The 25,570-nt window shown below is 71.4% G+C and carries 22 protein-coding genes; 9 read left to right on the forward strand and 13 right to left on the reverse strand.

Going from position 1 to position 25,570, the window contains the following annotated elements:
* A partial coding sequence (locus tag WYM_RS21275; RefSeq protein WP_019182175.1) for an AMP-binding protein occupies positions 1–797 on the reverse strand: 797 nt, incomplete at its 3' end.
* Entirely contained in the window at positions 743–1,387 is a 645-nt protein-coding gene (locus tag WYM_RS17665; RefSeq protein WP_019182176.1) for a biotin transporter BioY, read from the reverse strand. The genes WYM_RS17665 and WYM_RS21275, both read right to left, overlap by 55 nt.
* 66 nt (positions 1,388–1,453) lie before the next feature.
* On the opposite strand from WYM_RS17665, the gene WYM_RS17670 reads away from it, so the two are divergent.
* Positions 1,454–2,059, forward strand: coding sequence for a TetR/AcrR family transcriptional regulator C-terminal domain-containing protein (locus WYM_RS17670; RefSeq protein WP_019182177.1), 606 nt, complete (start codon positions 1,454–1,456; stop codon positions 2,057–2,059).
* 39 nt (positions 2,060–2,098) lie between these two features.
* Here WYM_RS17670 and ispG read toward each other — a convergent pair whose 3' ends face one another.
* Positions 2,099–3,229, reverse strand: a complete 1,131-nt coding sequence (ispG, locus tag WYM_RS17675; RefSeq protein WP_019182178.1) for a flavodoxin-dependent (E)-4-hydroxy-3-methylbut-2-enyl-diphosphate synthase — start codon at positions 3,227–3,229, stop codon at positions 2,099–2,101.
* A gap of 119 nt (positions 3,230–3,348) precedes the next feature.
* On the opposite strand from ispG, the gene WYM_RS17680 reads away from it, so the two are divergent.
* Both WYM_RS17680 and WYM_RS17685 read left to right on the forward strand, forming a co-directional pair.
* Positions 3,349–4,581 (forward strand): low temperature requirement protein A, encoded by a 1,233-nt coding sequence (locus tag WYM_RS17680; RefSeq protein ID WP_026059909.1) that lies wholly within the window; start codon positions 3,349–3,351, stop codon positions 4,579–4,581.
* A 170-nt stretch (positions 4,582–4,751) separates the two neighbouring features.
* Positions 4,752–6,734, forward strand: coding sequence for an anthranilate synthase family protein (locus tag WYM_RS17685; RefSeq protein WP_019182180.1), 1,983 nt, complete (start codon positions 4,752–4,754; stop codon positions 6,732–6,734).
* A gap of 19 nt (positions 6,735–6,753) precedes the next feature.
* Here the strand turns inward: WYM_RS17685 and WYM_RS17690 are convergent, their stop codons facing one another.
* The 3 genes from WYM_RS17690 to WYM_RS17700 all read right to left on the reverse strand — a co-directional run bounded on the left by WYM_RS17690 (position 6,754) and on the right by WYM_RS17700 (position 9,853).
* The gene (locus WYM_RS17690; protein ID WP_019182181.1) at positions 6,754–8,058 is read right to left on the reverse strand and encodes an RNA polymerase sigma factor; all 1,305 of its coding nucleotides are present in this window, start codon (positions 8,056–8,058) and stop codon (positions 6,754–6,756) included.
* A complete protein-coding gene (locus tag WYM_RS17695) occupies positions 8,058–8,423 on the reverse strand; it encodes a YciI family protein (RefSeq protein WP_019182182.1) in 366 nt (121 codons plus the stop codon). Before WYM_RS17695 ends, WYM_RS17690 begins: the two co-directional genes overlap by 1 nt.
* Positions 8,424–8,506: 83 nt before the next feature.
* A complete protein-coding gene (locus tag WYM_RS17700) occupies positions 8,507–9,853 on the reverse strand; it encodes a M50 family metallopeptidase (protein ID WP_019182183.1) in 1,347 nt (448 codons plus the stop codon).
* Positions 9,854–9,927: 74 nt separating this feature from the next.
* On the opposite strand from WYM_RS17700, the gene WYM_RS17705 reads away from it, so the two are divergent.
* From WYM_RS17705 to WYM_RS17715, 3 genes are all read left to right on the forward strand, one after another.
* A complete protein-coding gene (locus WYM_RS17705; RefSeq protein WP_157525342.1) occupies positions 9,928–10,518 on the forward strand; it encodes a hypothetical protein in 591 nt (196 codons plus the stop codon).
* Between the two features lie 133 nt (positions 10,519–10,651).
* Positions 10,652–11,359, forward strand: coding sequence for a DUF1775 domain-containing protein (locus WYM_RS17710; protein ID WP_019182185.1), 708 nt, complete (start codon positions 10,652–10,654; stop codon positions 11,357–11,359).
* 82 nt (positions 11,360–11,441) lie between these two features.
* Positions 11,442–13,106: a Mur ligase family protein gene (locus WYM_RS17715; protein WP_019182186.1), complete on the forward strand. Its 1,665-nt coding sequence runs from the start codon at positions 11,442–11,444 to the stop codon at positions 13,104–13,106.
* Positions 13,107–13,142: 36 nt separating this feature from the next.
* On the opposite strand, the gene dxr is transcribed toward WYM_RS17715, so the two are convergent.
* Both dxr and WYM_RS17725 read right to left on the reverse strand, forming a co-directional pair.
* On the reverse strand, positions 13,143–14,228 hold the full coding sequence (gene dxr, locus WYM_RS17720; RefSeq protein WP_019182187.1) for a 1-deoxy-D-xylulose-5-phosphate reductoisomerase: 1,086 nt from the start codon (positions 14,226–14,228) through the stop codon (positions 13,143–13,145).
* Between the two features lie 55 nt (positions 14,229–14,283).
* Complete coding sequence (locus tag WYM_RS17725) at positions 14,284–15,237, reverse strand: FKBP-type peptidyl-prolyl cis-trans isomerase (protein ID WP_019182188.1); 954 nt, start codon at positions 15,235–15,237, stop codon at positions 14,284–14,286.
* A gap of 183 nt (positions 15,238–15,420) precedes the next feature.
* On the opposite strand from WYM_RS17725, the gene WYM_RS17730 reads away from it, so the two are divergent.
* Positions 15,421–16,137, forward strand: coding sequence for a lysophospholipid acyltransferase family protein (locus tag WYM_RS17730; protein WP_237739451.1), 717 nt, complete (start codon positions 15,421–15,423; stop codon positions 16,135–16,137).
* 145 nt (positions 16,138–16,282) lie between these two features.
* Here the strand turns inward: WYM_RS17730 and WYM_RS17735 are convergent, their stop codons facing one another.
* On the reverse strand, positions 16,283–16,771 hold the full coding sequence (locus WYM_RS17735; protein WP_019182190.1) for an OsmC family protein: 489 nt from the start codon (positions 16,769–16,771) through the stop codon (positions 16,283–16,285).
* A gap of 52 nt (positions 16,772–16,823) precedes the next feature.
* Between WYM_RS17735 and WYM_RS17740 the strand changes: the two genes are divergently transcribed.
* Together WYM_RS17740 and ald are read left to right on the forward strand one after the other, a co-directional pair.
* Positions 16,824–17,813 carry an asparaginase gene (locus tag WYM_RS17740; RefSeq protein ID WP_019182191.1) on the forward strand — a complete coding sequence of 330 codons (990 nt, stop codon included), beginning with the start codon at positions 16,824–16,826 and terminating at the stop codon, positions 17,811–17,813.
* A 56-nt stretch (positions 17,814–17,869) separates the two neighbouring features.
* Positions 17,870–18,985, forward strand: coding sequence for an alanine dehydrogenase (gene ald, locus WYM_RS17745; RefSeq protein WP_019182192.1), 1,116 nt, complete (start codon positions 17,870–17,872; stop codon positions 18,983–18,985).
* 72 nt (positions 18,986–19,057) lie between these two features.
* Here the strand turns inward: ald and WYM_RS17750 are convergent, their stop codons facing one another.
* From WYM_RS17750 to WYM_RS17765, 4 genes are all read right to left on the reverse strand, one after another.
* Positions 19,058–20,623 (reverse strand): APC family permease, encoded by a 1,566-nt coding sequence (locus tag WYM_RS17750; RefSeq protein WP_026059910.1) that lies wholly within the window; start codon positions 20,621–20,623, stop codon positions 19,058–19,060.
* Between the two features lie 32 nt (positions 20,624–20,655).
* The gene (locus WYM_RS20745) at positions 20,656–23,502 is read right to left on the reverse strand and encodes an FtsK/SpoIIIE domain-containing protein (RefSeq protein ID WP_019182194.1); all 2,847 of its coding nucleotides are present in this window, start codon (positions 23,500–23,502) and stop codon (positions 20,656–20,658) included.
* A 101-nt stretch (positions 23,503–23,603) separates the two neighbouring features.
* Positions 23,604–24,494, reverse strand: coding sequence for a PP2C family protein-serine/threonine phosphatase (locus tag WYM_RS17760; protein ID WP_019182195.1), 891 nt, complete (start codon positions 24,492–24,494; stop codon positions 23,604–23,606).
* Positions 24,495–24,625: 131 nt separating this feature from the next.
* Positions 24,626–25,570, reverse strand: a 945-nt coding sequence (locus WYM_RS17765) for an aldo/keto reductase (RefSeq protein WP_019182196.1), incomplete at its 5' end; no start/stop codon positions are given.

Consider the following 25,570-nt stretch of genomic DNA (forward strand, 5'->3'; position numbering starts at 1 on the left):
GAGGACCATCCGTCCTCGCTGCGCAGCGGGCCGGCCGCGCCGATGTAGCCTGAGGCGACGAACGGAGACCGGACCCAGATCACGCCGTCCCGCACCTCGACATCGACGCCGGGGAACGGCGTGAGGCCCTCGCCGGTGTCGAGCGCGACGAACGACAGCTCGGCCGCGCCGTAGTACGCGGTCACGCGCAGACCGGCTGCTTCCGCACGGCGGCGAAGGGCCGCATCGAGGTGCGAGCCGCCGACGAGGGCCGTGCGCAGCCTCGGCGGCGGACCGGCGTCGAGCACGGCGCGCAGCGCCGGCGGCGTCCCATGGAAGCAGGTGACGTCGGAGGCCATCGGATCGTCGATTCCGGACCCGCCGATCGTGAGCCCTTCGAGTCTGGGGCGAGGGCCGCCGGCGAGCGCGTGGGCGAGCGAGAAGAGTGTGAGCGAGGCGGAGGGCGGAGCGGGAAGGCTCACGACGGCGTCCTCGCCGGCGTCGAGAAGGGCCGCTACGACACCGAACGAGCGCTCCCACGACGCGGCGCTGCGAACGACGATGCGGGGCGTGCCGCTCGAGCCGGAGGTGAGTGTCGCCCATGCCGCATCGTCGGGAAGCTCCGCCTCCGCGGCCAGAGCGGCCAACGCGGACCAATGGGCCGCCGGGAGTCGGCGATCGCCCACGAGCGGCACGTCCCCCGCTTCACGAATGTCGCGGAGCGTGTCCAGGAGGTCCGGGCCATCCCCGACGATCGGGACGATCACGGCACGCGCGCCGGTTCGCCGCGGCGCGACACCGCAGGCGTGGCCGTCCATTCCCTGCGGAACGCCCGCGGGTATCCCTTCACGAGCGTCGTGACGATGAGCGTCGCGAGCACGGCTTTGACCGCGTCGCCGGGCAGGAAGACCAGGCTTGTGAGCGCCGTCTCGGCCAGGGGCAGTCGGGTGATGAGGCTCTGAACCGGCACTCCGATCGCAGAGACGACCAGGATGCCGCCTGTCACGACTCCGACGAGGGTTCGCCAGACGACAGGTCTGCGGCCACCGGCGTGCACGATGAGACCGATGACGATCGCTCCCACGATCCAGCCGGCCAGGTATCCGGCGGACGGTCCGAAGAACACGCCGATGCCGCCGCGGCCGCCGGCCAGCAGCGGCAGCCCGACGGCGACGAGCGCCAGCACGACAGTGACCGAGAGAGCGCCCAGCCAGGGGCCGAGGACGGCGCCGGCGAGCATGACGCCCAGCGTCTGCGCGGTAATGGGAACCGACCCGAAAAGCGTGAAGCCGCCGGGCAGCCCGAGGAAGGCGATGATCGCCGCGAAGACGGCGACGCGAGCGAGGTCCGTCGCGTCGATGGGGCGCCGAGCCCAGCGGGCGCGATCTGACGGGGAGGGCGTGACCATGGAGTTCCTTCGCGCGACAGCATCCTGAACGGTGTTCACCTGAACAGCGTTCACTATACTGGCGGCGTGACGAGAGCGGGAGCCGGGCGGGGACACTCGCGCGACGACGTCGCCCGCGAGGCACTGCGGATCCTCGACGAGTACGGCCTTCCCGATCTCACGATGCGCCGGCTCGCCGCCGCGCTCGAGGTTCAGCCCAGCGCTCTCTACTGGCACTTCCCCAGCAAGCAGAGCCTGCTCGCCGAGCTCTCCGACCGGATCGTCGCCCCGGCACCCGCTCCCGCTTCCGCGGGATCCGACTGGGGTTCGCACCTGACCACGCAGGCCTTCGCTCTCCGCGAGGCACTGCTGTCCCACCGCGACGGCGCCGAAGTCGTCGCGAGCACGATCGCCCTCGGGCTCGGGGCGACGGCGGCGCGCGACCGACTGAGCCAGGCGATCGCGATCGGCGGCTTCGACGATCTCACGGTGCGACGCGCCACGACCACGCTGCTGCACTTCGTCCTGGGCCATGTGTCGCACGAACAGCAGAAGATGCAGTTCGACAGCCTCGGCATCCGCGGCTCCGACTCCGCCGATCCGAGCAAAGACACCGCCGAGGCCGAGTTCGCCTTCGGCGTGGGTCTGCTCGTCACCGGGCTGCGGGAGAGCCTGACCGCTGCCGGGTCCTGACTGAAGCTCCCACGCGGACGGCGCGGATGGGCGAGAGTGTCAGGACGTGAGGACCTGGGCGGTGCCGGCGGGAGCGTTCGGCCCCATCTCGTCGGCGATGCGGTTCGCCTCCTCGATCAGCGTCGCGACGATATCCGCCTCGGGCACGGTCTTGATGACCTGCCCCTTGACGAAGATCTGTCCCTTGCCGTTGCCCGAGGCCACCCCGAGGTCGGCTTCGCGAGCCTCGCCCGGCCCGTTGACGACGCAGCCCATGACGGCGACGCGCAGCGGAACCGTCATGTCTTTGAGACCCTCGGTGACGTTGTCGGCGAGCGTGTAGACGTCCACCTGAGCGCGACCGCAGGACGGGCACGACACGATCTCGAGCTTGCGCTCGCGCAGGTTCAGGGACTGCAGGATCTGGTGGCCGACCTTCACCTCTTCTGCGGGCGGCGCCGACAGCGACACGCGGATGGTGTCACCGATGCCCTCTCCGAGGAGGATGCCGAAGGCCGTGGCGCTCTTGATGGTCCCCTGGAACGCGGGCCCGGCCTCGGTCACCCCGAGGTGGAGCGGCCAGTCCCCCATCCCGGCGAGCAGGCGGTAGGCCTGCACCATGATGACCGGGTCGTTGTGCTTCACGGAGATCTTGAAGTCGTGGAAGTCGTGCTCCTCGAACAGGCTCGCCTCCCACCGCGCGCTCTCGGCGAGCGCTTCGGGGGTCGCCTTGCCGTACTTCTGGAGCAGTCGCGGGTCGAGCGATCCGGCGTTCACACCGATCCGCAGGGAGACACCGGCGTCCTTGGCGGCCTTGGCGATCTGGCCCACCTGATCGTCGAACTTGCGGATGTTGCCGGGGTTCACCCGAACGGCGGCGCATCCCGCGTCGATCGCCTGGAACACGTACTTCGGCTGGAAGTGGATGTCGGCGATCACCGGGATCTGGCTCTTCTTGGCGATGATGTGCAGCACGTCGGCGTCGTCCTGCGACGGCACGGCGACCCGCACGATCTCGCAGCCCGACGCGGTGAGCTCGGCGATCTGCTGCAGGGTGGCGTTGATGTTCGTCGTCGGCGTCGTGGTCATCGACTGCACGCTCACCGGCGCGTCGCCCCCGACGAGCACCTTGCCGACCTTGATCTGTCGGCTCTTGCGGCGGGGGGCGAGAGTTTCGGGGACCTTGGGCATCCCGAGATTCACGGCTGGCACGTCCTCCACCCTACGCGGGCTGGATGTGCGCGGGCTGGCCGGACGGTGATCGGATGCTGCGTCCCCGACCCGAGAGGCGCACGGTGTATCTTCCCGCCATGAGCTTGAGCCACCGTCTGACGCGCATGACCGGGCGCGACCCGCATCAGGCGCACCGTGCCGCCACACCGCTCGAGCTGCTCTTCGACCTCGTCTTCGTCGTCGCGTTCAGTCAGATCGGGAGTCAGACGGCCCACTACCTCGAGCTGGGGCACGTCTCGACGGCCGTCATCGGCTTCGCCGTCGGCACGTTCGCGGTGACGTGGGCGTGGATCAACTACTCCTGGCTCGCCTCGGCGTACGACACCGACGACATCTTCTTCCGGGTGGCCACTCTCGTGGTCATGGTCGGCGTCCTCATCGTCGCCCTCGGCGTGCCCGACGTCTTCCACTCGATCGAAGAGGGCCACCACGTCGACAACACGGTGGTGGTCGCCGGATACGTCGTGATGCGCGTCGCGACCGTTGCCCTGTGGATCCGCGCCGCGCGCCACGACGAGGCTCGCCGCAAGACGGCGCTCGCCTACATCGTCAACATCTCCATCGCGCAGCTGGGCTGGATCGCGCTCATCTTCCTCAGCCTGCCCGTCGGCATCACGCTCGTCTTCACGACGATCCTCATGCTGCTGGAGCTGGCCGGACCGCTCTTCGCCGAGAAGCGGTTCGGGGCCACGCCGTGGCACCCGCATCACATCGCCGAGCGCTACGGACTGCTCATCATCATCACGCTCGGCGAGGTCATCCTCGGCACGATCCTCGCGATCTCGGCGGTCATCGAAGAGCAGGGGTGGTCGCTGGAGGCGGGGATCATCGCCTTCGGCGGCACCGCGCTCGCCTTCGGGATGTGGTGGAACTACTTCGTCATCCCGTTCGGCGATGTGCTGGAGCGGCATCGCTGGCGAGGCTTCCCGTGGGGCTACCTGCACCTGTTCATCTTCGGCTCCCTCGTGGCCGTCGGCGCGGGGCTGCACGTGGCCGCCAACGTGATCTCTCACCATGCGCACGTCGACGCCACGTTCGCCGTGCTCAGCATCGCCATCCCGGTGCTGGTGTACCTGACGTTCCTCTTCGGGACCTACGCCGTCACCGTGATGCAGTTCGACCCGTTCAACATCTACCTCTACCTGGGTTCGGTGGCAGCCCTCGCGGCGAGCGTCGTCGCGGTGTCGCTCGGCGCTTCGCTGGGCACCGCGCTGCTGCTGATCGCCTGCGCACCGGCGGTCGTCGTCGTCGGCTACGAGACCGTCGGGTGGCGGCACGGAGAGCAGATCATCCAGCGCGCCACCCGCTGAGACGGCGGCGGGCGTGGCCGAACCGCGCTGTGGTAGGTTCGGCCCATGTCCGCACACCTCACCTGGTGGCTCACCGCGTAGGCGGTGGGTTTCGCGCGACTCCGACCGCCCCCGAGGGCGGTCTTCTTTTTCGTACGGGACACCGCCCCACGACGAAAGACTCCAGAGCTATGACCGGGCCCTCCCACCCCTCGATTCCAGAGATCGCTGCCAGCGGCATCCCGTTCGCCCTCATCGCGCGCGACGGCCGGACCGTCGAGCTGCTCACCGGCGACGTCGTCGACGTCGACCTCCTCGGCGACATCCCGCTGATCGACGAGCACGGGAAGGCACGCGAGGTGCTCGCCCTCGTGCCGTTCCGTCAGGTGCGCGAGCGCGGGTTCGAGTGCCACGACGACGGCGCCCCGCTGCGCTGCCTCATCGTCGGCGAACGCACCACCATCGCGCGGGACGATGCGCTCGCGCAGCTGCCGACGGCACCCGTTCCCCTCGAAGACGCCGGCTTCGACATTGCCGACGAGGACTACGCCGAGATCGTCCGCCGCGTGATCGCGGACGAGATCGGACGCGGCGAGGGCGCCAACTTCGTGATCCGGCGCGACTTCACCGCGGGAGTGCCGACGGATGCCGCGACCGCCGCCCTCACGTGGTTCCGTGCTCTGCTCGAGCACGAGCGCGGGGCTTATTGGACGTTCGCCGTCGTCACGCCCGGCCATGTGGCGGTGGGCGCCAGCCCGGAGGCCCACGTGAGCGCGCGGGACGGCGTGGTGACGATGAACCCGATCTCGGGAACCTTCCGCCACCCCGACGGAGGGGCGACGACGCAGGCGCTCACCGATTTCCTCGAGTCGACCAAAGAGACCGAAGAGCTCTTCATGGTCGTCGACGAAGAGCTCAAGATGATGAGCGCGGTCTGCTCCGACGGCGGGCGCATCACCGGCCCGCACCTCAAAGAGATGTCGCGCCTGACGCACACCGAGTACGTGCTGCGCGGTCGCAGCCGGCACGATCCGCGGGAGATCCTGCGCGAGACCATGTTCGCGCCGACGGTGACGGGATCACCGATGCAGAACGCCTGCACCGTGATCACGCGCCACGAGACCACGCCGCGCGGCTACTACTCCGGGGTCGCCGCGCTGTTCACTCCCCGACCCCTCGAAGGGACGCCGCGCCAGGACAGGGCCGGCGAGCCGACGCACGACCTCGACGCTCCGATCCTCATCCGCACGGCCTACCTGCAGGACGGCCGCCTGCGGGTGCCGGTGGGCGCCACGCTCGTGCGCCATTCCGACCCGTACGGTGAGGTCGGCGAGACGCACGGAAAGGCGGCGGGAGTGCTGGGTGCGATCGGCGCCGTCCCGCGCGATGCCGCGGCAGAGCGCGCGACGGCCGCCGCCGCCGCGACCGATGCCGCCGCAGCCGGGGCCGCCGTCGACGAGGACGAGCCCGCCGCCGAGCCCCGGCGCCTGGCCGACGACCCCGCGATCGCCTCGCTGCTCGCCTCGCGCAACGCGCGGCTCGCCGAGTTCTGGCTGAATCCGCAGGGGGCGACCGAGCCGGGGCCGTTCGCCGGCCGATCGGCGCTGGTCGTCGACGCCGAAGACCGCTTCACGACGATGCTCGCGCACCAGCTGCGGCACCTCGGCCTCGACGTCGGCATCGTGCCGTGGAGCGAGGTCACCGACGAGCAGATCGATGCCGCCGAACTGGTGGTGTCGGGCCCAGGACCCGGCGATCCCCGCGATCCGGTGAGCTCGCGCATGCAGCGCATGCGCGCCGTCGTCGCGCGCCGGCGTGCCTCGGGCCGTCCGCTCCTGGCCGTCTGCCTGAGCCATCAGATCCTGGCTCACGGGCTCGGGCTGGGCCTCACACCCCTCGCGGCGCCGCACCAGGGCCTGCAGAAGACCGTCGATCTCTTCGGCACTCCGGCCTCGATCGGCTTCTACAACACCTTCACCGCGCACGTTCCGGCGGGCGTGTCGCAGGTCGGTGAGACCGAGGTCGCAGCCGACCCTGCCACGGGGGATGTCTACGCACTCCGGGGCCCCGGTTATGCGTCGGTGCAGGGCCACCTCGAATCGATCCTGTCCCGCGATGGGATGACGACGCTGCGCCGTCTCGTCGACCACGCCCTCTCGCCCGTCGGCGCCTGACTCGCCGCTCGGGCGCGGGTCACCGGCCGGCGCGTGCGGCGAGCAGTCGGCGCTCCGCGTCGTTCGCAGTGAGCTCGAGCGCCCGGAGGTCGGCGGCGAGCGCCTCGTCGTCGCGGCCGAGCCGGCGCAGCAGATGCGCGCGCACGGCGTGCCACAGATGCGCGCGGTCCAGATCGCCGGCGAGCGCGTCCGTCTCTTTCAGCGCGGCGGCGGGCGCACCGACGCGGTCCAGAGCCACGGCCCGGTTGAGCCGCACGACCGGTGACGGGTCATGGCCGAGCAGCAGGTCGTACAGCACAAGAACCTGCAGCCAGTCGGTGGCCGCGGAGGTCTCGGCATCCGCATGACACGCCGCGACGGCGGCGTGCAGCTGCCAGCGACCGGGGCGTCGAAGGCGAGCCGCCCGCTCCAGTTCGGCACGAGCACGGGCGATGAGGCCGGCGTCCCACTTCGACCGGTCCTGATCCGCGAGCAGCACGAGATCGCCGTCCACCGACCGTGCCGACTCGCGCGCGCGATGGAACAGCAGCAGCGCGAGCAGGCCATGAGCCTCCGGCTCACGGGGCAGCGCCGCCGCGACCACGCCCGCCAGCCACAGCGCGTCCTCGGCGAGGTCGCGGTCCGCGGCGGCGCCCTGGCCCGTGACGAAGTGGGCCTCGTTGTACATGACCGAGACGATCGTGAGCACGAGGTCGAGGCGCTGTGCCCGCTCTGGGCCCTCGGGGATCCGCAGCGGGATGCCGGCGGCGCCGATCTTCCGCTTGGCTCGGACGATGCGCTGAGCCGTCGCCGGCTCGGTGCTGAACGTGGCACGGGCGATCTGCGCCGTGGTGAGGCCGCAGACCGCGCGCAGCGTCAGCGCCAGCTGCGCCTCGGGCGACAGCGCGGGGTGACAGCAGCCGAACAGGAGCGGCAGCCGTTCGTCGGCGTCGTCCCCCGGATCCGGCCCGGAGAGCTCGGCGGCCGGAGCGCCCGCTGCGATGCCCGGCACCATGCCGGACAGCTTCTCGCGATACCGCTTCTCGCGACGCAGGCGGTCGAGCGCGTTGTGGCGAGCGGCCTGCGTCAGCCATCCACCCGGGTTCGGCGGGATGCCGTTCCTCCGCCAGGCGCGCAGCGCCTCTTCGACGGCTTCGGCCACCGCCTCCTCGGCGATGTCGAGACTGCCGAGCGAGGCGGCGAGGGCGGCGACGATGCGTCCGGACTCCTCGCGCACCACGCGCGAGAGGAGCAGATCGGATGCCGCGGCAGGGTCCCCGCGCCCGGAGGCTCCGGACGTCGGGCCGAGGGCGTCGGGAGGGGGCGCGGGGACCGAGTCGGTCACTACTCGAACTGGCCGTAATCGGTCACCATGGGACGGATCTCGACGGCCGAGCCCGGCAGCTCGAGCGACGGCCAGGACCGGACCAGGGCGATGGCGGCGTCCATATCGGGAACGTCGATGATGCTGAAGCCCCCGATGACCTCCTTGGCCTCCGAGAAGGGCCCGTCGACCACGACGGTGCCGCTCTCGCCGTACTTGACGGTGGTGGCGGTCTCGAGCGGTTGCAGCTCCGCGCCGCCGTCCGCGATGTGCGCGGCGTTCTCCTCGAACCATTGGTAGATGCGGGCGTAGTCGGCCTGCAGCCGCTCCTCGGGAACCTGCGCGTCGAGCTCGGGATTGCTGGTGAACATGAGCACGTACTTCACGGTCGCGTCCTTTCGTCAGTGGAACCGTTTCATCCCCACAGCGAACGGACAAGCCCGTTTTCGACAGCTCCTCGAGAATTTCCTCAGAAGAGCGAGACCGGGTTGAAGATGTCGGCGAGGATCAGCACCCCGCCCATCGCGATGAGCGCGATGACGACGACGAACGTGAGGGGCACGAGCTTGGTCGCGTCGACCGGCTTCGGGGGCGGCCGGTGGAACACCTTCGCCCACACGCGCTTGATCCCCTCCCACAGCGCGACGGCGATGTGCCCGCCGTCCAGGGGCAGCAGCGGGACCATGTTGAACACGAACAGTGCGATGTTCAGCGAAGCCAGCAGCGAGAGGAACCCGGAGACGCGATTCAGGATCGGCGCCTCCGCGGCGGCGACCTCGCCCGAGAGCCGGCCGGCGCCCACGATGCTCAGCGGACCGTTCGGGTCACGCTCCTGACCGGTGACCAGGCTCACTGCGGTGTCCCACACCCGCACAGGCAGCTGCCAGATGATCCCTGCGACCGCGCCGACGTTCTCGATCGCGGCGCGGGGGCCCTCCCAGATGGGCTGGGGCACGAACTGGTAGGCGGGACGGATGCCGACGAACCCGACCTCGTCGTCCGATGACGCGTCGACGACCCCGCCCGCCACGGCCGCGGGGACGACGGTGATCGTCTGCTCCTCGCCGTCCCGCTCGATGAGCAGGGTCAACGACTGTCCCGGCGAGGCCTGGATCAGAGCGGTCGCCTCGGCGAAGTCAGCGACCTCCTGCCCATCGATCGAGAGGATCCGGTCACCCGGCTGGATCCCGGCGTCGACGGCCGGCGCATCGGGATCGGATGCCGCGCACGCGGCCTCGCTCGAGGCGGGGACGCACTCCGAGAGCGAGGCGACAGTGGTCGACGCGGTCTGCACGCCGATCCCCGAGAACAGGATGGCGAACAGGACGATCGCGAACAGGAGGTTCATGAGCGGCCCGCCGAGCATCACGACGATGCGCTTCCAGATCGGCAGCCGGTAGAACACTCGCGTATCGGCGTCGCCGTGCAGCGTCTCGTCGTTCGCGTCCCGGGCGTCCTGCACCATCGTCGCGAAGAAGCCGCCGCCGGCGCGCCCATTCCTGGCCGAGCGCCCCTGGGCCTCTCGCCCCGGCCCCTGGGCCTCTTGCCCCGGCCCCTGAGCCTGTCGAAGGGCCGGAGACGGCGGATACATGCCCGCCATCGAGATGTATCCGCCGAGCGGGATCGCCTTGACGCCGTACTGCGTCTCGCCGATGCGGCGCGACCACAGCGTGGGACCGAATCCGATCATGTACTGCCCGACCCGCACGCCGAAGCGCTTGGCGGGCCAGAGGTGACCGAGCTCATGAAGGGCGATCGAGACGGCGAGGCCCACGACCATGAGCACGACGCCGATGACGAACGCGAGAGCTTCCACACGCTCACGGTACCCGCGCCGTCCTAGGAATTGGCCGTGATCGGATGCGGATAGGCTCGTGCCGAGGAGGAATCGTGACCCCACGCCACGTGCGCGCCCTGCGAGGCGCCGCCGCCGCGTGGATCGCGACCGTCCTCGCCGCCACCGCCCACACGCTGGCCGGCGGCGGCGCACCTGCCCCCTCGATGGTCGCGGCCGTCGGCATCCTCGCCTCCCCGTTCGCCGTCGCGCTGATCGGCCGGCGCCTGCGGGCGTGGCGCCTGGTCGCGACCGTGGTGGCGAGCCAGGCCCTGTTCCACGTCGCGTTCGCCGTCACGGCCGGCGCCGACCCGGCCGCAGCCTCGGGCATCCACGGCCACCACCTCTCGCCGCTCGGCGGAGGCGGAGCCGGCGGCGTCCTCCTGCCCGATGCGCCGATGTTCGCCGGCCACGTGCTGGCCGCGATCCTGACGGCGCTCGCCCTGTACGTCGGCGAGCGGATGCTGCGTGCTCTGGGCCGCGGCATCCGCTCGCTGCTCGCCCGCGTCCGCGCCCTCGCGCCGCTGCCGTCCGTCCCGCGATCGCTTGCGGCACCGCCGCGCATCACCGCGCGCCCGGCGCGCGTCGTCCTCTCGGGTCTGTCACGGCGGGGTCCGCCGGCTGTCGTCGCGGCTCCAGCCCTCTGAGGCTTCCGGGGCCGCCTTCCGCACCGGAGCACTCCGTCCGCCGCAGCGGCCGGGGCAACGCGACCGGTGTCTTCCCCATCCCTGCACGCGCAGGCGGATCGTCGCGCGTGCTCTCGAAGACGAAAGAACCGACATGACCTCCGTTTCCCCTTTCTCTCCTGTCACGCGCACCCGCCGGATCGTCATCGGCTCGGCGGCCGGGCTCGCGCTCGCCCTCGGTGCCCCGCTCGCCGCCTCCGCGCACGTGCACGTCGACCCGTCCACCGCGTCGGCCGGCGGCTCGCAGACCCTCACGTTCTCGTTCTCGCACGGCTGCGACGGGTCTGCGACGACGGCGCTCCTGATCGACATCCCGGAGGGCGTCGGCAACGCGACGCCCGCCGTGCAGGGCGGCTGGACGATCACGCGCGAGGCGGGCGCCGACGGCGTGCCGACCCGGGTGATCTACACCGCGGAGACGCCCGTCGAGGACGGCCTGAAGGCCGGCGTCTCGATGGACGTCCTGTTCGACGAGTCCGCCGCGGGCACCTCGATCCCGTTCCCCGTGACGCAGACCTGCGTCACGGGCGAGACAGCGTGGACCGAGATCGCCGAAGACGGCGAGGACCCGCACGACCTCGAGGCGCCCGCTCCCGTCGTCGAGGTGGGAGAACCCACCGACACCGCCGGTCACGGTCACGACGAGGCCTCCGACGAGGAGCCGGCGGCCGCCGCCTCCGATACCTCCGCCGCGAGCGCCACAGAGGCCGACCCCGTCGCGCGCTGGCTCGCCGCCGGTGCTCTCCTGGCCGGCGTAGCCGCGCTGGTGGTGGCACTGGTGCGCGGACGGCGCAAGGCCTGACGCCGGCGTGCGGGGAGGGCGCGACGCGTCCTCCCCGCACCCGCACGGCGCGCGGCGCACCGGATGAGAGGATGGATGCGCCATGCCGACTGACGCGCCCTCGAACCTTCCCCCCGTGCTCCGCCCGGACGCGCCGCCGACCCATTCCCTCGCGGATCTCGCGGCGCGTTTCGCCACCGACGTGCGCGGCGACGTGTCGAGCGCGACCCTCACCGGCATCACGCTCGCGACCGCCGACCTGCGGCCGGGCGACGTCTTCGTCGCCGTCAAGGGCGTCAACCGGCACGGCGCCGAGTTCGCTCGCGCGGCAGCCGACAAGGGGGCCGTCGCCGTGGTCACCGATGCCGCCGGAGCCGACGTGGCAGCCGCGAGCGGCCTTCCCGTCGTCCTGGTCGACGACCCTCGCGGCGCGCTGGGCGACCTGTCGGCCTGGGTGTACAGCACGGGCCGCGACGACGACCTGCCCCTCCTCTTCGGCACGACGGGCACCAACGGCAAGACGAGCGTGTCGCACCTGCTCGAGGGGATCCTCGGGCAGCTCGACGTCACGACGGGGCTCTCCTCCACCGCCGAGCGCCATATCGCCGGGCAGGTGGTCGTCTCACGACTGACCACCCCCGAGGCCTACGAGATGCACGCACTCCTCGCGCTCATGCGCGAGCGCGGCGTCGAAGCCGTCGCGGTCGAGGTGAGCGCGCAGGCGCTCAGCCGCCGCAGGGTCGACGGCATCGTCTTCGACGTCGCGGGCTTCACCAACCTCACGCACGACCACCTCGACGACTACGCCGACATGCGCGAGTACTTCGAGGCGAAGCTTCCGCTGTTCCGGCCCGACCGCGCCCGCCGCGCGGTGGTCTGCATCGACTCCGAGCCCGGCGCAGAGGTGGTCGCCCGCAGCGACGTGCCCACGGTGACGGTGGGCACACCGGCACTCGCCTCGGATCCGGATGCCGCGGCCGCCGCCGACTGGGTCGTCGAGATCCTCGACGAGCGGCCGATCGGCACGCAGTTCCGGCTCACGAGCCGCGACGGCCGCTCGCTGACGACCCTCGTGCCCGTGATCGGCCGGCATATGGCCGCCAACGCCGGTCTGGCCATCGTGATGATCCTCGAGGGCGGCTACGACTGGGAGCGTCTCGCCGGCGCGCTGGACGGACAGCGCATCGAGGCCTACCTGCCGGGGCGCACCGAGCTGGTCTCGGGCGAGACCGGCCCGGCCGTCTACGTCGACTTCGGCCACTCCCCCGACGCCTTCGAGAAGACGCTCGCGGCTGTCCGCCGCGTCACGCCCGGGCGCGTGGTCATGCTGTTCGGCGCCGACGGCGACCGCGATGCGACCAAGCGGCACGACATGGGCCGCACGGCGGTGCAGGGCAGCGACATCCTGGTCGTCACCGATCACCACCCCCGCAACGAGAACCCCGACACGATCCGCGCGACCCTGATCGAGGGTGCCCGCCGGGCGCGTCCCGACGCCGACATCCACGAGTACTCGCCCCCCGAGCGCGCCATCATCGAGGCGGTCCGACTGGTCGGCGACGGAGATGCGATCCTCTGGGCGGGCCCGGGTCACCAGGACTATCGCGACATCCGGGGAGTGCGCACGCCCTACTCGGCGCGCGAGCTGTCCCGCCGTGCGCTGCGCGCCGCCGGCTGGCCCGTCCCCGAGCCGCACTGGCCGGTGCCGTACCCGGAGCACGACACCCCGGCATCCGACCCCCTCCGGCCGGCGTTCCCCGAAGCCTGACCCTGCCCGAGAAGGGCGGGTTCTCGGGGCGCGAAGCTACCCCTGCGCGAGGATGCTCCTGTCTGCCGTGCGGCGGGCCCACGCCTCGGCCTCGGCGAGGGACTCGCGGGTGAGCCCTGCGGGCGGCTCGTGCGCGTCGACGACCCGCTCGACGACATCGAGGATGCCGAGGAAGCTCAGGCGTCCGTCATGGAACGCGTCCACGGCCTGCTCGTTCGCGGCGTTGAACACCGCAGGGTAGGTGCCGCCGGCCCGGCCGACCTGCTTGGCGAGCCGTACGGCCGGGAAGGCGTCGTCGTCGAGCGGCTCGAAGGTCCACGACGACGCCGTTCTCCAGTCCAACGGTCGGCCGACGCCCGCGACCCGGTGCGGCCAGTCCAAGCCGAGCGAGATCGGCAGCCGCATGTCGGGAGGTGAGGCCTGAGCGATCGTCGAGCCGTCGACGAACTCCACCATCGAGTGCACGATCGACTGCGGGTGCACGACGACCTCGATGTCGCCGTAGGGCACGCCGAAGAGCAGGTGCGCCTCGATGACCTCGAGACCCTTGTTCACCAGCGTCGCCGAATTGGTCGTGACCACCCGGCCCATGTTCCAGGTCGGGTGAGCGAGCGCCTCGCTGGGTGTCACATCGGCGAGCGACTCGCGACGGCGTCCGCGGAACGGACCGCCGGATGCCGTCACCACGAGCCGGCGGATCTCGCTGCGCTCCCCCGCCCGCAATGCCTGCGCGAGCGCGGAGTGCTCGGAGTCGACGGGCACGATCTGGCCGGGCTTCGCGATGGCGGTGACGAGGTCCCCGCCGACGATCAGAGACTCCTTGTTCGCCAGCGCCAGAGTGCGGCCGCACTCCAGCGCTGCGAGCGTCGGGCCGAGGCCCACCGAGCCGGTGATGCCGTTCAGCACGACGTCGGCCTCGACATCCCGCACCAGCTGCTCGGCCTCGGCCGCACCCAGGGCGGTGTGCTCGACGCCGAACTCCGCGGCCTGCGCTGCGAGGGTCGGGCGGTCCGAGCCCGCGGCGAGGCCGACCACCTCGAACCGGCGCGGGTTCGCGCGTATCACGTCCAGGGCCTGCGTGCCGATGGAGCCTGTCGAGCCGAGAAGGAGGACGCGCCGCACGCGGTCAGCCTATCGGGGCGGCTGCGCGTGTCGGCGCGCGCCCGACCGATCAGGGCTACTGGGTGACCGGCGGAGCGGAGCCCAGGATGTCGACGACGAACACGAGGGTCTGGCCCTTGAGGTCGGCGTCCGTGATCTCGCCCTCGCCGTAGGCGACGGACGGCGGCAGCACTGCGATCACCTGTGAGCCGACGGTCTCGCCGAGAACGGCATCCGTGAATCCCTGCACGACGCCGCTGCCCACCGTGAAGCCGAACGGGGCGGCGCCCCAGCTCTCGTCGAAGACCTCGCCGGTGTTCCACGAGACCCCGTGGTACTGCACCAGCACCTGGTCGCCTGCGGCGACGACCGCGCCGTCGCCCTTCTTCAGGGTGGCCTTCTCGAACTCGGTCGGGATGTCGCCCTCCGGCAGCGTGACGGACGGCTGGCCGTCGTCGGCGAGTTCGACCGTCGGCATCCCGTCGGCCGGTTCCTGCTCCTCGCCCCATGCGGCGCTGGGGACGACGTCGATGAGGTCGATGATGTAGACCTCGCCGGCCGCCTCGGCGCTGGCCGGGAAGGCCGCGACGACGCGCGTGCCGGGCGTCGCGCAGCCGAACATCTGCCCCAGAGCGCTCTCGGCCGAGATCTGCTGCGGCAGCTGCGGGCTGTCGGCGTAGCCGAACGAGCCGAGCTCTTCGCCCGTCTCGGCGCTGTAGGCGCTGAAGCCGAGTGTGACCAGGTCGCCGGCGGCGACCGGGTCGCCCGAGCCCTCTTCGACGATGGTCGACTGCAGTTCGGTGACCTCGAGGGGAGCCGTGAACGTCGCCGTGGACTTCTGCCCGACCTCGCCCTCGACCGTGACCGACTCGGTCTCGGGGCCCGAGGCCACCTGCGCGTCGCACAGGTCGACGGCGGCGCTGGCGGAGGGAGAGGCGCTGGCGTCGGGCTCCGAAGGCGTCGTGCAGCCCGCGAGCAGTACGGCCGACAGCGCGGCGACGGACAGGGCGGCAAGCGGGCGAATGCGCACGAAAGAACCTCAGGTCGGGGAAGGCGGAACCCCCATCCTGTCGCATCTTTGCTTTGTCCCGGCTGGGAAAGGGGCATGCCGATACCGGAATGGAATCGGGAGTACCCTCGATTGGTGACTTCCGACCTCGTGCCCGACGCCGACGACGCCGCCGCCGAGGACGAGACCGAGCCCGTGCACCGCATGGGCTCCACGTATGCGCTGGGCCGTTTCGTCATCACGCCGCTCGCCCGCCTGGTCTACCGGCCGCGGGTCGAGGGCCGCGGAAACGTCCCGAAGTCCGGCCCGGTGATCTTCGCCAGCAACCACCTGTCGTTCATCGACTCGATCGCGATCCCGGTGGCCGCGCCTCGCCCCGTGCACTTCCTCGCCAAGTCCAGCTACTTCGAGGGCAAGGGCATCGGAGGCTGGCTCTCGAAGGAGTTCTTCACCTCGATCGGCGCCATCCCGGTGCACCGCGGCGCCGGCCAGGCCGCGCTCGACGCGCTCGATCAGCAGCGCGCCCTGCTCGAGCAGGGCAACGCCGTGGCGCTGTACCCCGAAGGCACGCGCTCGCTCGACGGCCGCCTGTACAAGGGCCGCACCGGCGTCGCCTTCCTCGCTCTGCAGACGGGGGCCCCCGTCGTCCCGGTGGGCCTCGTCGGCACCGACCTGGTCATGCCGGTCGGCGCCAAGGTCCCGACGCTGAACCAGCGCATCTCGGTGAAGTTCGGCGAGCCGCTCGACCTGAGTCACCACGGTCCCGCCACGTCCGGCCGCGCCCGCCGGCTCGCCACCGACGACATCATGGCGGCGATCCACGCGCTCTCGGGGCAGGAGCTGGCGAACGCCTACAACGAGGTGCCCGCGCACAACCCGATCGAGCGCATCAAGCAGGTCCTCCCGCACGAGCGCCGCTGACCCTTCGACAAGCTCAGGGTCCCAGGGCTTCGGCACGCTCGGGGGCCCTTCGACAAGCTCAGGGACCCAGGGCATCGGCACGCTCAGGGGCCCTTCGACAAGCTCAAAGACGCAGGGCTTCGGCGCCTCAGGTCCCTCGGCAGGCTCAGGGGCCAGGTGAGGGCGCAGAGACGGCGATCGTGGGCTCGTGGCGCACCGGGAAGTTCACCGAGTTCGCGATGAAGCACCAGGCGTGAGCTTGCGCGTGGGCGGCGGCGGCGGCATCCGTCATCGACGCGTCGGCCACGGTCACGCGCGGGCGCAGCACCACCTCGCGGAACGCTCCCCCGCCGCGCCCGTCCTCCACCATGAGACCGGATGCCTCGTCCTCGTAGCCGACGACGGTCACGCCCGCCTGCACACAGGCATGCAGGTACGACAGCAGGTGGCATTCACTGAGGGCCGCCAGCAGCATGTCCTCGGGGTTCCATCGGGAGGGATCGCCCCGGAACGGCTTGTCGGAGGAGGCCAGGAGCGCCGGCTTTCCGTCGATCTCGATGCTCACCGCACGGTCGTAGTCGCGATATCCGGAGGTGCCGGTGCCCCGGTCGCCGGTCCACGTGGTCCGGACGGAGTATCGATGCTCTCCCCACATGTGCACAGTCTGTCATGCGGGAAGGGCCCGTCCTCGGCGGTAGGCTGGCGGGGTGCCGCACACCTTCGCCGCAGCCGATGCCGTCGAGCTGGCCGTCGTCGAACGGAGCGGCTTCATCGAGTCGCGGCACGCCGGCATCGCCATCGTCCTGGCTCCCGACGGCACCATCGCCGAGAAGATCGGCGACCCGTCGGCGCTCGTCCTCCCCCGCTCCAGCCTGAAGCCGCTGCAGGCGCTCGCATGCCTCGCGGCAGGGGCCCCGCTCGAAGGCGAACGTCTGGGCCTCGCCACCGCCAGCCACTCCGGCACCGACCGCCACGTGGCCGTGGTGCGCGAGATCCTCGCCGCAGCGCAGCTCGGCGAGGACGCCCTCGGCTGCCCGCCGGCGTGGCCGAACGACACCACGACGCGCGACGAGATCGTGCGTGAACTGGGCCAGCCCTCGCGCATCCGCATGAACTGCTCGGGCAAGCACGCCGCGATGCTGCTGACGTGCGTCGTGAACGGGTGGGACCCGGCCGGGTACCTCGACCCCGAGCACCCGCTGCAGGCGCACATCCGCGACGTCATCGAGCGGCTCGTGGGCGAGAGGGCATCGGCCATGGCCATCGACGGCTGCGGGGCACCGGTGTACGCCGTGACCCTGTTCGGCCTCGCCCGGGCGATCCACCGCATCGGCACCGCCTCGAAGACCTCGCCGTTCGCCCTTCACCGCAGCGCCGGCGCCCTCGTCGAGGCCGTGCGGGCGCACCCGTGGACGATCGACGGACCGGGTCGCGCCGACACCGTCGCGATCGAGCGCCTGGGGGTCTTCGCCAAGGGCGGGGCCGAGGGCGTCATGGTGATGGTCGCCCCTGACGGCACGACCGTCGCCCTCAAGATTCTCGACGGCAGCGGGCGCGCTGCCACCGCCGTCGCTCTGAGGCTGCTCGAGCGCCGTGGTGCGCTGGCAGCCGCGGATGTGGCGGACGCGATGTCGAAGCTCTCGCTGGCCGTCTCCGGTGGCGGGCACGTCGTCGGGGCCATCCGCCCCGCCTTCTAGAGGCGCTCCCACCAGGAGCCCGAGCGCTCCAACGGCGGAGCGGAAAGGATCACACGATGCGGATCAGCGTCCCCACCGAGGTGAAGAACAACGAGTACCGGGTGGCTCTCACTCCCGCGGGCGTGCACGACCTCGTCGCCGCCGGTCACGAGGTCTTCGTGCAGACCGGCGCCGGCCTCGGATCGTCCATGCCGGATGCCGAGTACGAGGCCGCCGGTGCGGTCCTGCTCGACGAGGCCTCCGAGGTGTGGGCGCGCGCCGAGCTGCTGCTCAAGGTCAAAGAGCCCATCGCGAGCGAGTACGGGCACTTCCGCGATGACCTCGTGCTCTTCACGTACCTGCATCTGGCCGCCGATCGCGCGCTCACCGAGCGGCTGATCGCCGACGGAGTCACCGCGATCGCGTACGAGACGGTGCAGGCCACCGGCGGCGGGCTCCCCCTCCTGGCCCCGATGAGCGAAGTCGCCGGCCGGCTCGCGCCGATGGTGGGCGCCTCGACGCTGATGCGGTCCGCAGGCGGGCTGGGCCTGCTCCTGTCCGGCGTGCCGGGCACCCGCCCCGCTGCGGTCACCATCATCGGCGGCGGTGTCGCGGGCGCGAGCGCCGCCGTGATCGCGGCCGGCATGGGAGCCGACGTCACCGTCTTCGACACGAACGTGCAGCGGCTCCGTTACCTCGACGACCACTTCCAGGGCAGGGTCAAGACGGCAGCGTCGAACCCGCTCGACCTCGACCGTGCCGTGGTGGCTTCCGACCTCGTCATCGGATCGGTGCTCATCCCGGGCGCGAAGGCACCCAAGCTGGTCACCAACGAGATGGTGTCTCGCATGCGGCCGGGCTCGGTCCTCGTCGACATCGCCGTGGATCAGGGCGGGTGCTTCGAGGACACGCATCCCACGACCCACGCCGACCCGACCTTTCCCGTGCACGGCAGCGTCTTCTACTGCGTGGCCAACATGCCGGGCGCGGTGCCCAACACGTCGACGTCGGCCCTCACCAACGCCACGCTCCCCTACATCCGCCAGATCGCGCGCCGCGGCTGGAGGGAGTCCCTCCGGGCGGATGCGTCGCTCGCCGCGGGCCTGAACACCGTCGATGGCACGGTGGTCAATCCGGGTGTCGCGACGGCGCACGATCTCCCCCTCGCTTCCCTCGCCGACGCGCTGCGCTGACGCCCGGGAACGGAAGAGCCCCGGACTCCGAGGAGTCCGGGGCTCTCGGCATCCGCTCGCCTGGTGCGAAGGTCAGGCCAGGCCGCCGTCGATGGACCGGCTGAAGTCGGCGGGGTCCTCCGGGACCAGGACGGGCGTGTCGCGGTTGAGGCTCTCGCCGCGGAAGAAGGCCTTCGCCCTCGGAAACGCGAACCACAGGAGCATCAGCAGCACACCGAACGCGAGCGAGCCGACGCCCAAGACGAACGTGCCGCCGATGCCGAGGAGGACCGTGTAGCCGTAGTCGACGTCGTACATGTCGATCAACGACTGGACGAACGCGTAGGTGAGCATCAGCGCGCCCAGCAGCGGGAACAGGAACTTGTAGAAGAAGTTCCTCGCCGACGAGAAGAGCACCCGTCGGAAGTACCACACGCACGCGTAGCCGGTGATCCCGTAGTAGAACGCGATCGCGAGCCCGAGCGACAGGATCGAGTCCTGCAGGATGTTGTCGCTGATGAGCGTCATGCCGATGTAGTAGATGATCGCGACGACGCCCATCACGAGCGTGGAGAACGAGGGCGTCTTGTAGCGCGGGTGCACCGACGCGAAGCGGCGCGGCAGCGCCTTGTAGGCGGCCATCGACAGCGTTCCGCGGGCGGTGGGAAGGATGGTCGTCTGCGTCGACGAGATCGCCGAGATCATGACTGCGACCACGAGCACCCAGCCGAGAGGGCCGAGCAGGCCGTCCTTGATGGCGAGGAAGAAGTCATCGGCGTTCGCCTCGTTGCCCAGTCCCGTGCCGCTTTCGCCGAGCCCGGCGTACATCATCGCGGCGATGGTGACCCCGACGTAGGTGACGAGAAGGATCACCGTCGTCAGCAGTGCCGCGCGACCCGGGATCCGCTTGGGATCCTTGGTCTCTTCGTTGAGGGCGAGGCACGTGTCCCATCCCCAATAGATGAACAGTGCGAGCAGGACGGCCTCGACGAATCCGCCCCACTCGGCGAACCCGAACGGGTTGAACCACGACCAGTCGAACGGAGTGGGGTCGGGCGCGGTGCCGACGAAGAAGTGCCACAGAGCGGCGACGACGAACACGGCGAGCGCGAGATACTGGATGGCCAGCAGCACGTTCTGGATGCGCTCGCCGATCTCGACACCGCGCCAGCTCACCCCCGTCATCGCCGCGATGAAGACGACACCGGTGGCGGTGACGAGCGGGACGTTCTCCGAGAGAAGAGAACCCTCGGCATTGCCGGCGATCCCGTCGATGAGTGCCCAGAAGTAGATGCCGGCGATCTGAGCGAGGTTCGCGAGCACGACCATCCCCGCCACCGCGACTCCCCAACCGCCCATCCACCCGACCCACGGGCCGAAGGCCTTGGTGCCCCACGTGAACGTGGTGCCGCAGTCGGGGACGTCGTTGTTCAGCTCGCGATACGCGAAGGCGATGAACAGCATCGGGATGAAGGCGATGACGAACGCGATGGGCGCCTGCGCGCCGACGGCGAGCACGACGAAGCCGAGCGTCGCGACGAGGGAGTACACCGGCGCGGTGGAGGCGAGGCCGATGACGGTGGATCCCCACAAACCCAGCGTTCCGGCAGCGAGTCCTTTGCCTTCCGGGCGTTGAAGGTCGATCGGGGTTGTGGTCACCTCAGCGACGCTAAGCGTCCCGGGCGGCAGTATCAATACGCACCGCCGTGACGATTCGCCCGGACATCTTCGTCCGGAAGGACGATACGGACGGGCGCGGACCCGGCGGCGAGGAGCCACGCGCGCCTCCGGCCGGGCTCGCAGTACGGCGGCGGCTCGCGCAGGCCGGTGAGCACTCGCAGCTCGGAGGCGCACGACGAGTCGACGACCAGATCGTGGTCCCCCCGCACGTCGGAGAGGAGACGCCAGTGCCGTTGCCAGTCGTCCGGCTCTCCGACGAGCACCGTGCGGCCGCCGGCCGCCACGGAGGGATCGGCCGTGTAGCCGTCGAGGTCGACGATCCGCGCCCCTGTGGAGGACCACACCTCAGTCGCCTCGCGCGCCGCGGGTGACCGGCGCGCGACGAAACCGGTGAGCCGCGCGACCGGATGCCACGGCGGCTGCCGATCGGTCGGGGGATGCGCTCGCTGCGGGGCCAGCGCGACCTGCACGGACACGCCGTCCCAGCTGCCACGGCCAGGTCGGGCCTCCCGGTCGAACGAGGAGGGGTCGCCGCCGGCCGCCGTATGGTCAGATCGATTCGCGTAGCGCAGCAGAAGCCGATGCGGCAGGAGGTCGGCCACCCTCGCGACTGCTCCCGTCATCCGATGGGCGCCCACCACGACCCGCACGCCGTGGTCCCCCGCCCGCCGCACCACGGCCTCGAGTCGTTCCAGGACGACCTGGCCGTACTCGGGCGGGAGCCGCACGGTCAGAGCGTCCAGGTCGTCGACGACGATCACCGAACCGGGCGCCGGCATCGTCTCGGCGAGGCGGGCGACGGCATCCCACGTGCCCTCCGCGTCGGCGGGCACGCGCTCCAGAGCAGCGTGCGCCTGGGCGGCGACGAGATCGATGGTGTTGGTGACGCCGGAGCCGGCGCCGCCCACGACGAGCAGCCCGCGGTCGGACGGCGCCAGCCCGACGACGCGCTGGCGCTGACGATCGGGCTCGTCCGCGAGTGCGAGCCGCAGCACGCCGGGCAGGGTGTCGGCCGACGACCCGTGCGCAGACAACTCGTCGAGCGAGATCCGAAGCGGCAGGGCGGGGAGCCAGGGCCGGCGCGGCGTGCCCTCGCCCGCGCAAGCCTCGGCCGCCGCGACGTCGGTCGGGCCCGACAGGGCGATCGTGACGTGCTGCGGCGCGGCGTCGCCGGCACGGCGGACCAGGGCACGCCCGCGTCCCTCCGCCCCTCCCGGAAGACGCGCCGCCTCGTCGGTGCCGAGCAACGCGCGACTGTCGGCCGGATCGGTCACGCGCAGGCTGACCCGCAGCGGGCAGTTGGTCAGCAGGCTGTCGCGGATGACACCCGTCGCTCGCTGCGTCCCGAGGATCAGGTGGATGCCCAGCGCTCGCCCGCGGGCGGCCACGTCGGTGAACAGCGCGCTCAGCTCGGGATGGTCGCCGAGCAGCGCCGCGAACTCGTCGACCACGACCACGAGTCTCGGCAGCTGCACCCGCGGGTCGAGCAGATCACGCGCGCCGACGCCGGTGATCGCCGCCTCGCGGTGGCGCAGCTCGGCCCGCAGGCTCTCGATCGCGCGACGTGCGCCGGTGCCGTCGAGGTCGGTGATCACCCCGGTCACGTGCGGCACGCCGGCAAGCCCGTCGAAGGCGGTGCCGCCCTTGAAGTCGGCGAGCAGGAAGGTGACGTCGTCGGTGGACCGCGTCGCGCACAGCGACAGGATCCAGGTGATGAGCAGCTCGCTCTTGCCCGAGCCGGTGACGCCTGTGACCACCGCATGCGGACCGTCCGCGACGAGGTCGACCAGCACGGGCTCCTCTCCCGCGACCCCGATGACGGCGGACAGCGACCCCCGGTCCGCCGGCGCTGCGAACGACAGGAGGCGCGCCAACGCGACGGGCGCACGCCCGCCCCGGACGAGGCCGAGGGTGCGTTCGGCTCGCGTGGCGAGATCAGCGGCCAGCTGTGCGGCCTGCCCTTCGCCCACCGCCTCGGCCTGCACCGCGATCCGTTCGCCGCCGCGTTCGAGCACCGCGGCCTCGGGCGCGCGCACCGTCAGGACCGATCCGCACCGCGGCGGCAGCGGATCGCCGGCGCGGCACCGGGCGATCGCCACCTCCGCCTCGGGCGGTACCTGCTGGCCCGGGCCGACAAGCGCCAGTGCGAGCCCCGTCGAGGCCACGCGGTGCGGAAGCGCCTCCGCCCACGCGGCCTCGTCGCGCAGCGGCCCCACGATGCGCAGCTCCCCGGGCGGCAGCGCCAGGCACAGCTGCAGGACGAGCGCGCGTTGCACGGCGGCGGCACCAGCCCCGGTGCCCACGACGACGACGCCCTCCTCCGCCGGGACCACGACGGGCGCGTCGCGCAGTCGCGCGGCCCGGCGACGCAGGTCCGCGGCATCCGGGTCGCCATCGCCGCCGACCACGCGCAGGCCGCTCGACGACTCGCCCGCTCCCGCGACGAGCACCGGCACACGGGGGTCGCTGCGCCACACCTCATCCTGCGTGAGGAGCCGCGCGACGTCCGGATGGCGGGCCCAGAGCCGCGTGCGCTCCGCATCGTGGCGTCGACCGATCGCCGCCCGAACCCGCTCGCGGGCCGCGGCGGCTTCGGCGTCTGCGCGGCGGCGATCTCGGCCGGCGGCCCGTCGGGCGTCGGCCATGGTCGCGACCGCGATCAGCGGGCCGAGGAGGGCCAGCCACAAGGACAGCACCGAGCCCGTGACCAGCCAGAGCGCGACTGCCCCGATCAGGGGGACCACGGCCGCGACGACGGGCAGCGGCGGTCGAGGTGGGGGCGACCACGCCGCGGGCAGTCTCAGCACCTCATCGTCATACGGGTCCTGGCCCACGGACGGGGAGGAGGCGGCCGCCATGGGAGCGGAGCGATGAGGGGCTGGGATCGTGCGCACACCCCACTTCACCGCGCTGGGCGCAGGAGGCAGTGCGCAGCAGCGAGATTGTGGACGGGCGGGAGTCAGTCCCGAGCTGGGGAGGAGCCGGTATCGGGCTCGTCCGCGGCAGCCTCGCCGGCCGGCACGATGTCGAGTTCCGCGGTGTCCCCCGTCACGCCGGTCTCATCGTCGACGCCGTCCGCATGGGGGTTCCCGACATCGAGCACGATCACGGTGATGTTGTCGCGCCCGCCGTTCTCGAGCGCCGCCTCGAGCATCGCCGTCACCGCAGCGGCGGGGTCGCGGTTCTCGTCGAGGAAGTGACGGATGCCGTAGTCGGTGAGCTCCTTCGTGAGCCCGTCCGAGCAGATCACGAAACGGTCGCCCTCGAGCACGTCGAGGCGCACGTAGTCCGGCTCGACCCCGTCGCTGGGACCCACTGCGCGCGTGATGACATTGCCGTACGGGTGGTTCTCGGCTTCCTCGGGGCTCAGCCGTCCGGCCGCGACGAGCTCCTGAACGACGGAGTGATCGGTCGTGATCTGCACGATCGTGCCGTCGCGCAGCAGGTAGACACGGGAATCGCCGATGTTGAGGGTGACCCAGTGGGCGGCGTCGCCGTGGGTGTCGAGGAAGACTCCGGTCACCGTCGTGCCGGTTCCGTCGTCGGTGGCCTCGGGGTGGGCGGCGATGTCTTTGACGGCCTTGGCCAGCGCCTTCTCGATCGTCTTCGGCGTGACGTGGCCCGCTTCGGCGACGGCGCTCAAGCGCTCGATCGTCCGAGCGCTGGCGATCTCACCACCGACATGGCCTCCCATGCCGTCGGCGACGACGAACAGGGGGAATTCCGCGAACACGGCGTCCTGGTTGACCTCGCGCCGCCGGCCGGTGTCGGTGGCCGCCGCCCACGACAGCTCGAGCTCTCCGCCGCCGGGAACCGCAACGGTCCGGGACCGGGTGGAGATCTCGACCACGCGCTGTCCTCTCCGATCCTGCGGCGTCGGGGCCGGTCGGCTCCGCGTCCTCACATCCTAGTGTGTTCGCCGCCGGCCGCCTCCGCGCCATACGGCGCGTGCGCCGTCGGCGAAGCCTCCGTCGATCGCAGTCAGACGCGGGCTCCCGGGTCTTCCGGGAGGGGGAAGAGCTCGTCGATCCGTGCCAGGTCCTCGGTCGTCGGCTGCCAGGCCGTCGCGGCCGCGGCGTTGCCGTGCACCTGCTCGGGACTGGTCGCACCGGCGATCACGCTCGCGAGCGACGGCCGCGACAGCAGCCATCCGAACGTCGCCTCCAGCATCGTGATGTCACGGTCGTCGCAGAACGCGCGATATTCTTCCAGCGCGTCCCAGGGCGCCTCGTGCCACACGTGCTGACGCTGGCGCATGATGCGGGAGTCGGCGGGCGCGTGGTCGCGCGTGAACTTGCCGGTCAGCAGACCGTTGTGCAGCGGGAAGTACGGCAGGAATCCGAGGCCGAAGCGCCGCACCGCCGGCAGCACCTCGCGCTCGGCAGCACGCGCGAGCAGGCTGTAGTGGTTCTGCGCCGACACGAAGGGCACCCCGGCGCGCTCGGCGGCGACGTAGTGCGCCTCGGCGATCTGCCAGCCCGCGAGGTTCGAGTGGCCGATGTACCGCACCTTGCCCTCGCGCACGAGGTCCGCGAGCACGTCGAGCGTCTCTTCGATGGGCGTCTGCGGGTCGGGCGTGTGCAGCTGGTAGAGGTCGATCCAGTCGGTCTGCAGACGGGTGAGGGATGCCTCGGCCGCCCGGCGCACGTAGGCGCGGGATGCCTTGGCCCCGGCGACCGGATAGCCCATGTCGCGGCCCTGATGCCCGAACTTCGTCGCCAGGAGCACGCTATCCCGACGGCCCTTCAGCGCCTCGCCCATGAGCGTCTCGGAGAGGCCGGGCTCGCCCCCGTACATGTCGGCGGTGTCGAGGAACGTGACGCCGGCGTCGATCGCGGCATCCAGAACCTCGCGGGTGCCGTCGATCGTCTCGGTGCGGGTGCCGGGGCGACCGAAGTTGTTGCACCCCAAGCCCACGGCGGAGAC

This window comes from Microbacterium yannicii PS01 (assembly GCF_000304335.1).
In the GTDB taxonomy this organism is placed as follows: Bacteria; Actinomycetota; Actinomycetes; order Actinomycetales; family Microbacteriaceae; genus Microbacterium; species Microbacterium yannicii_A.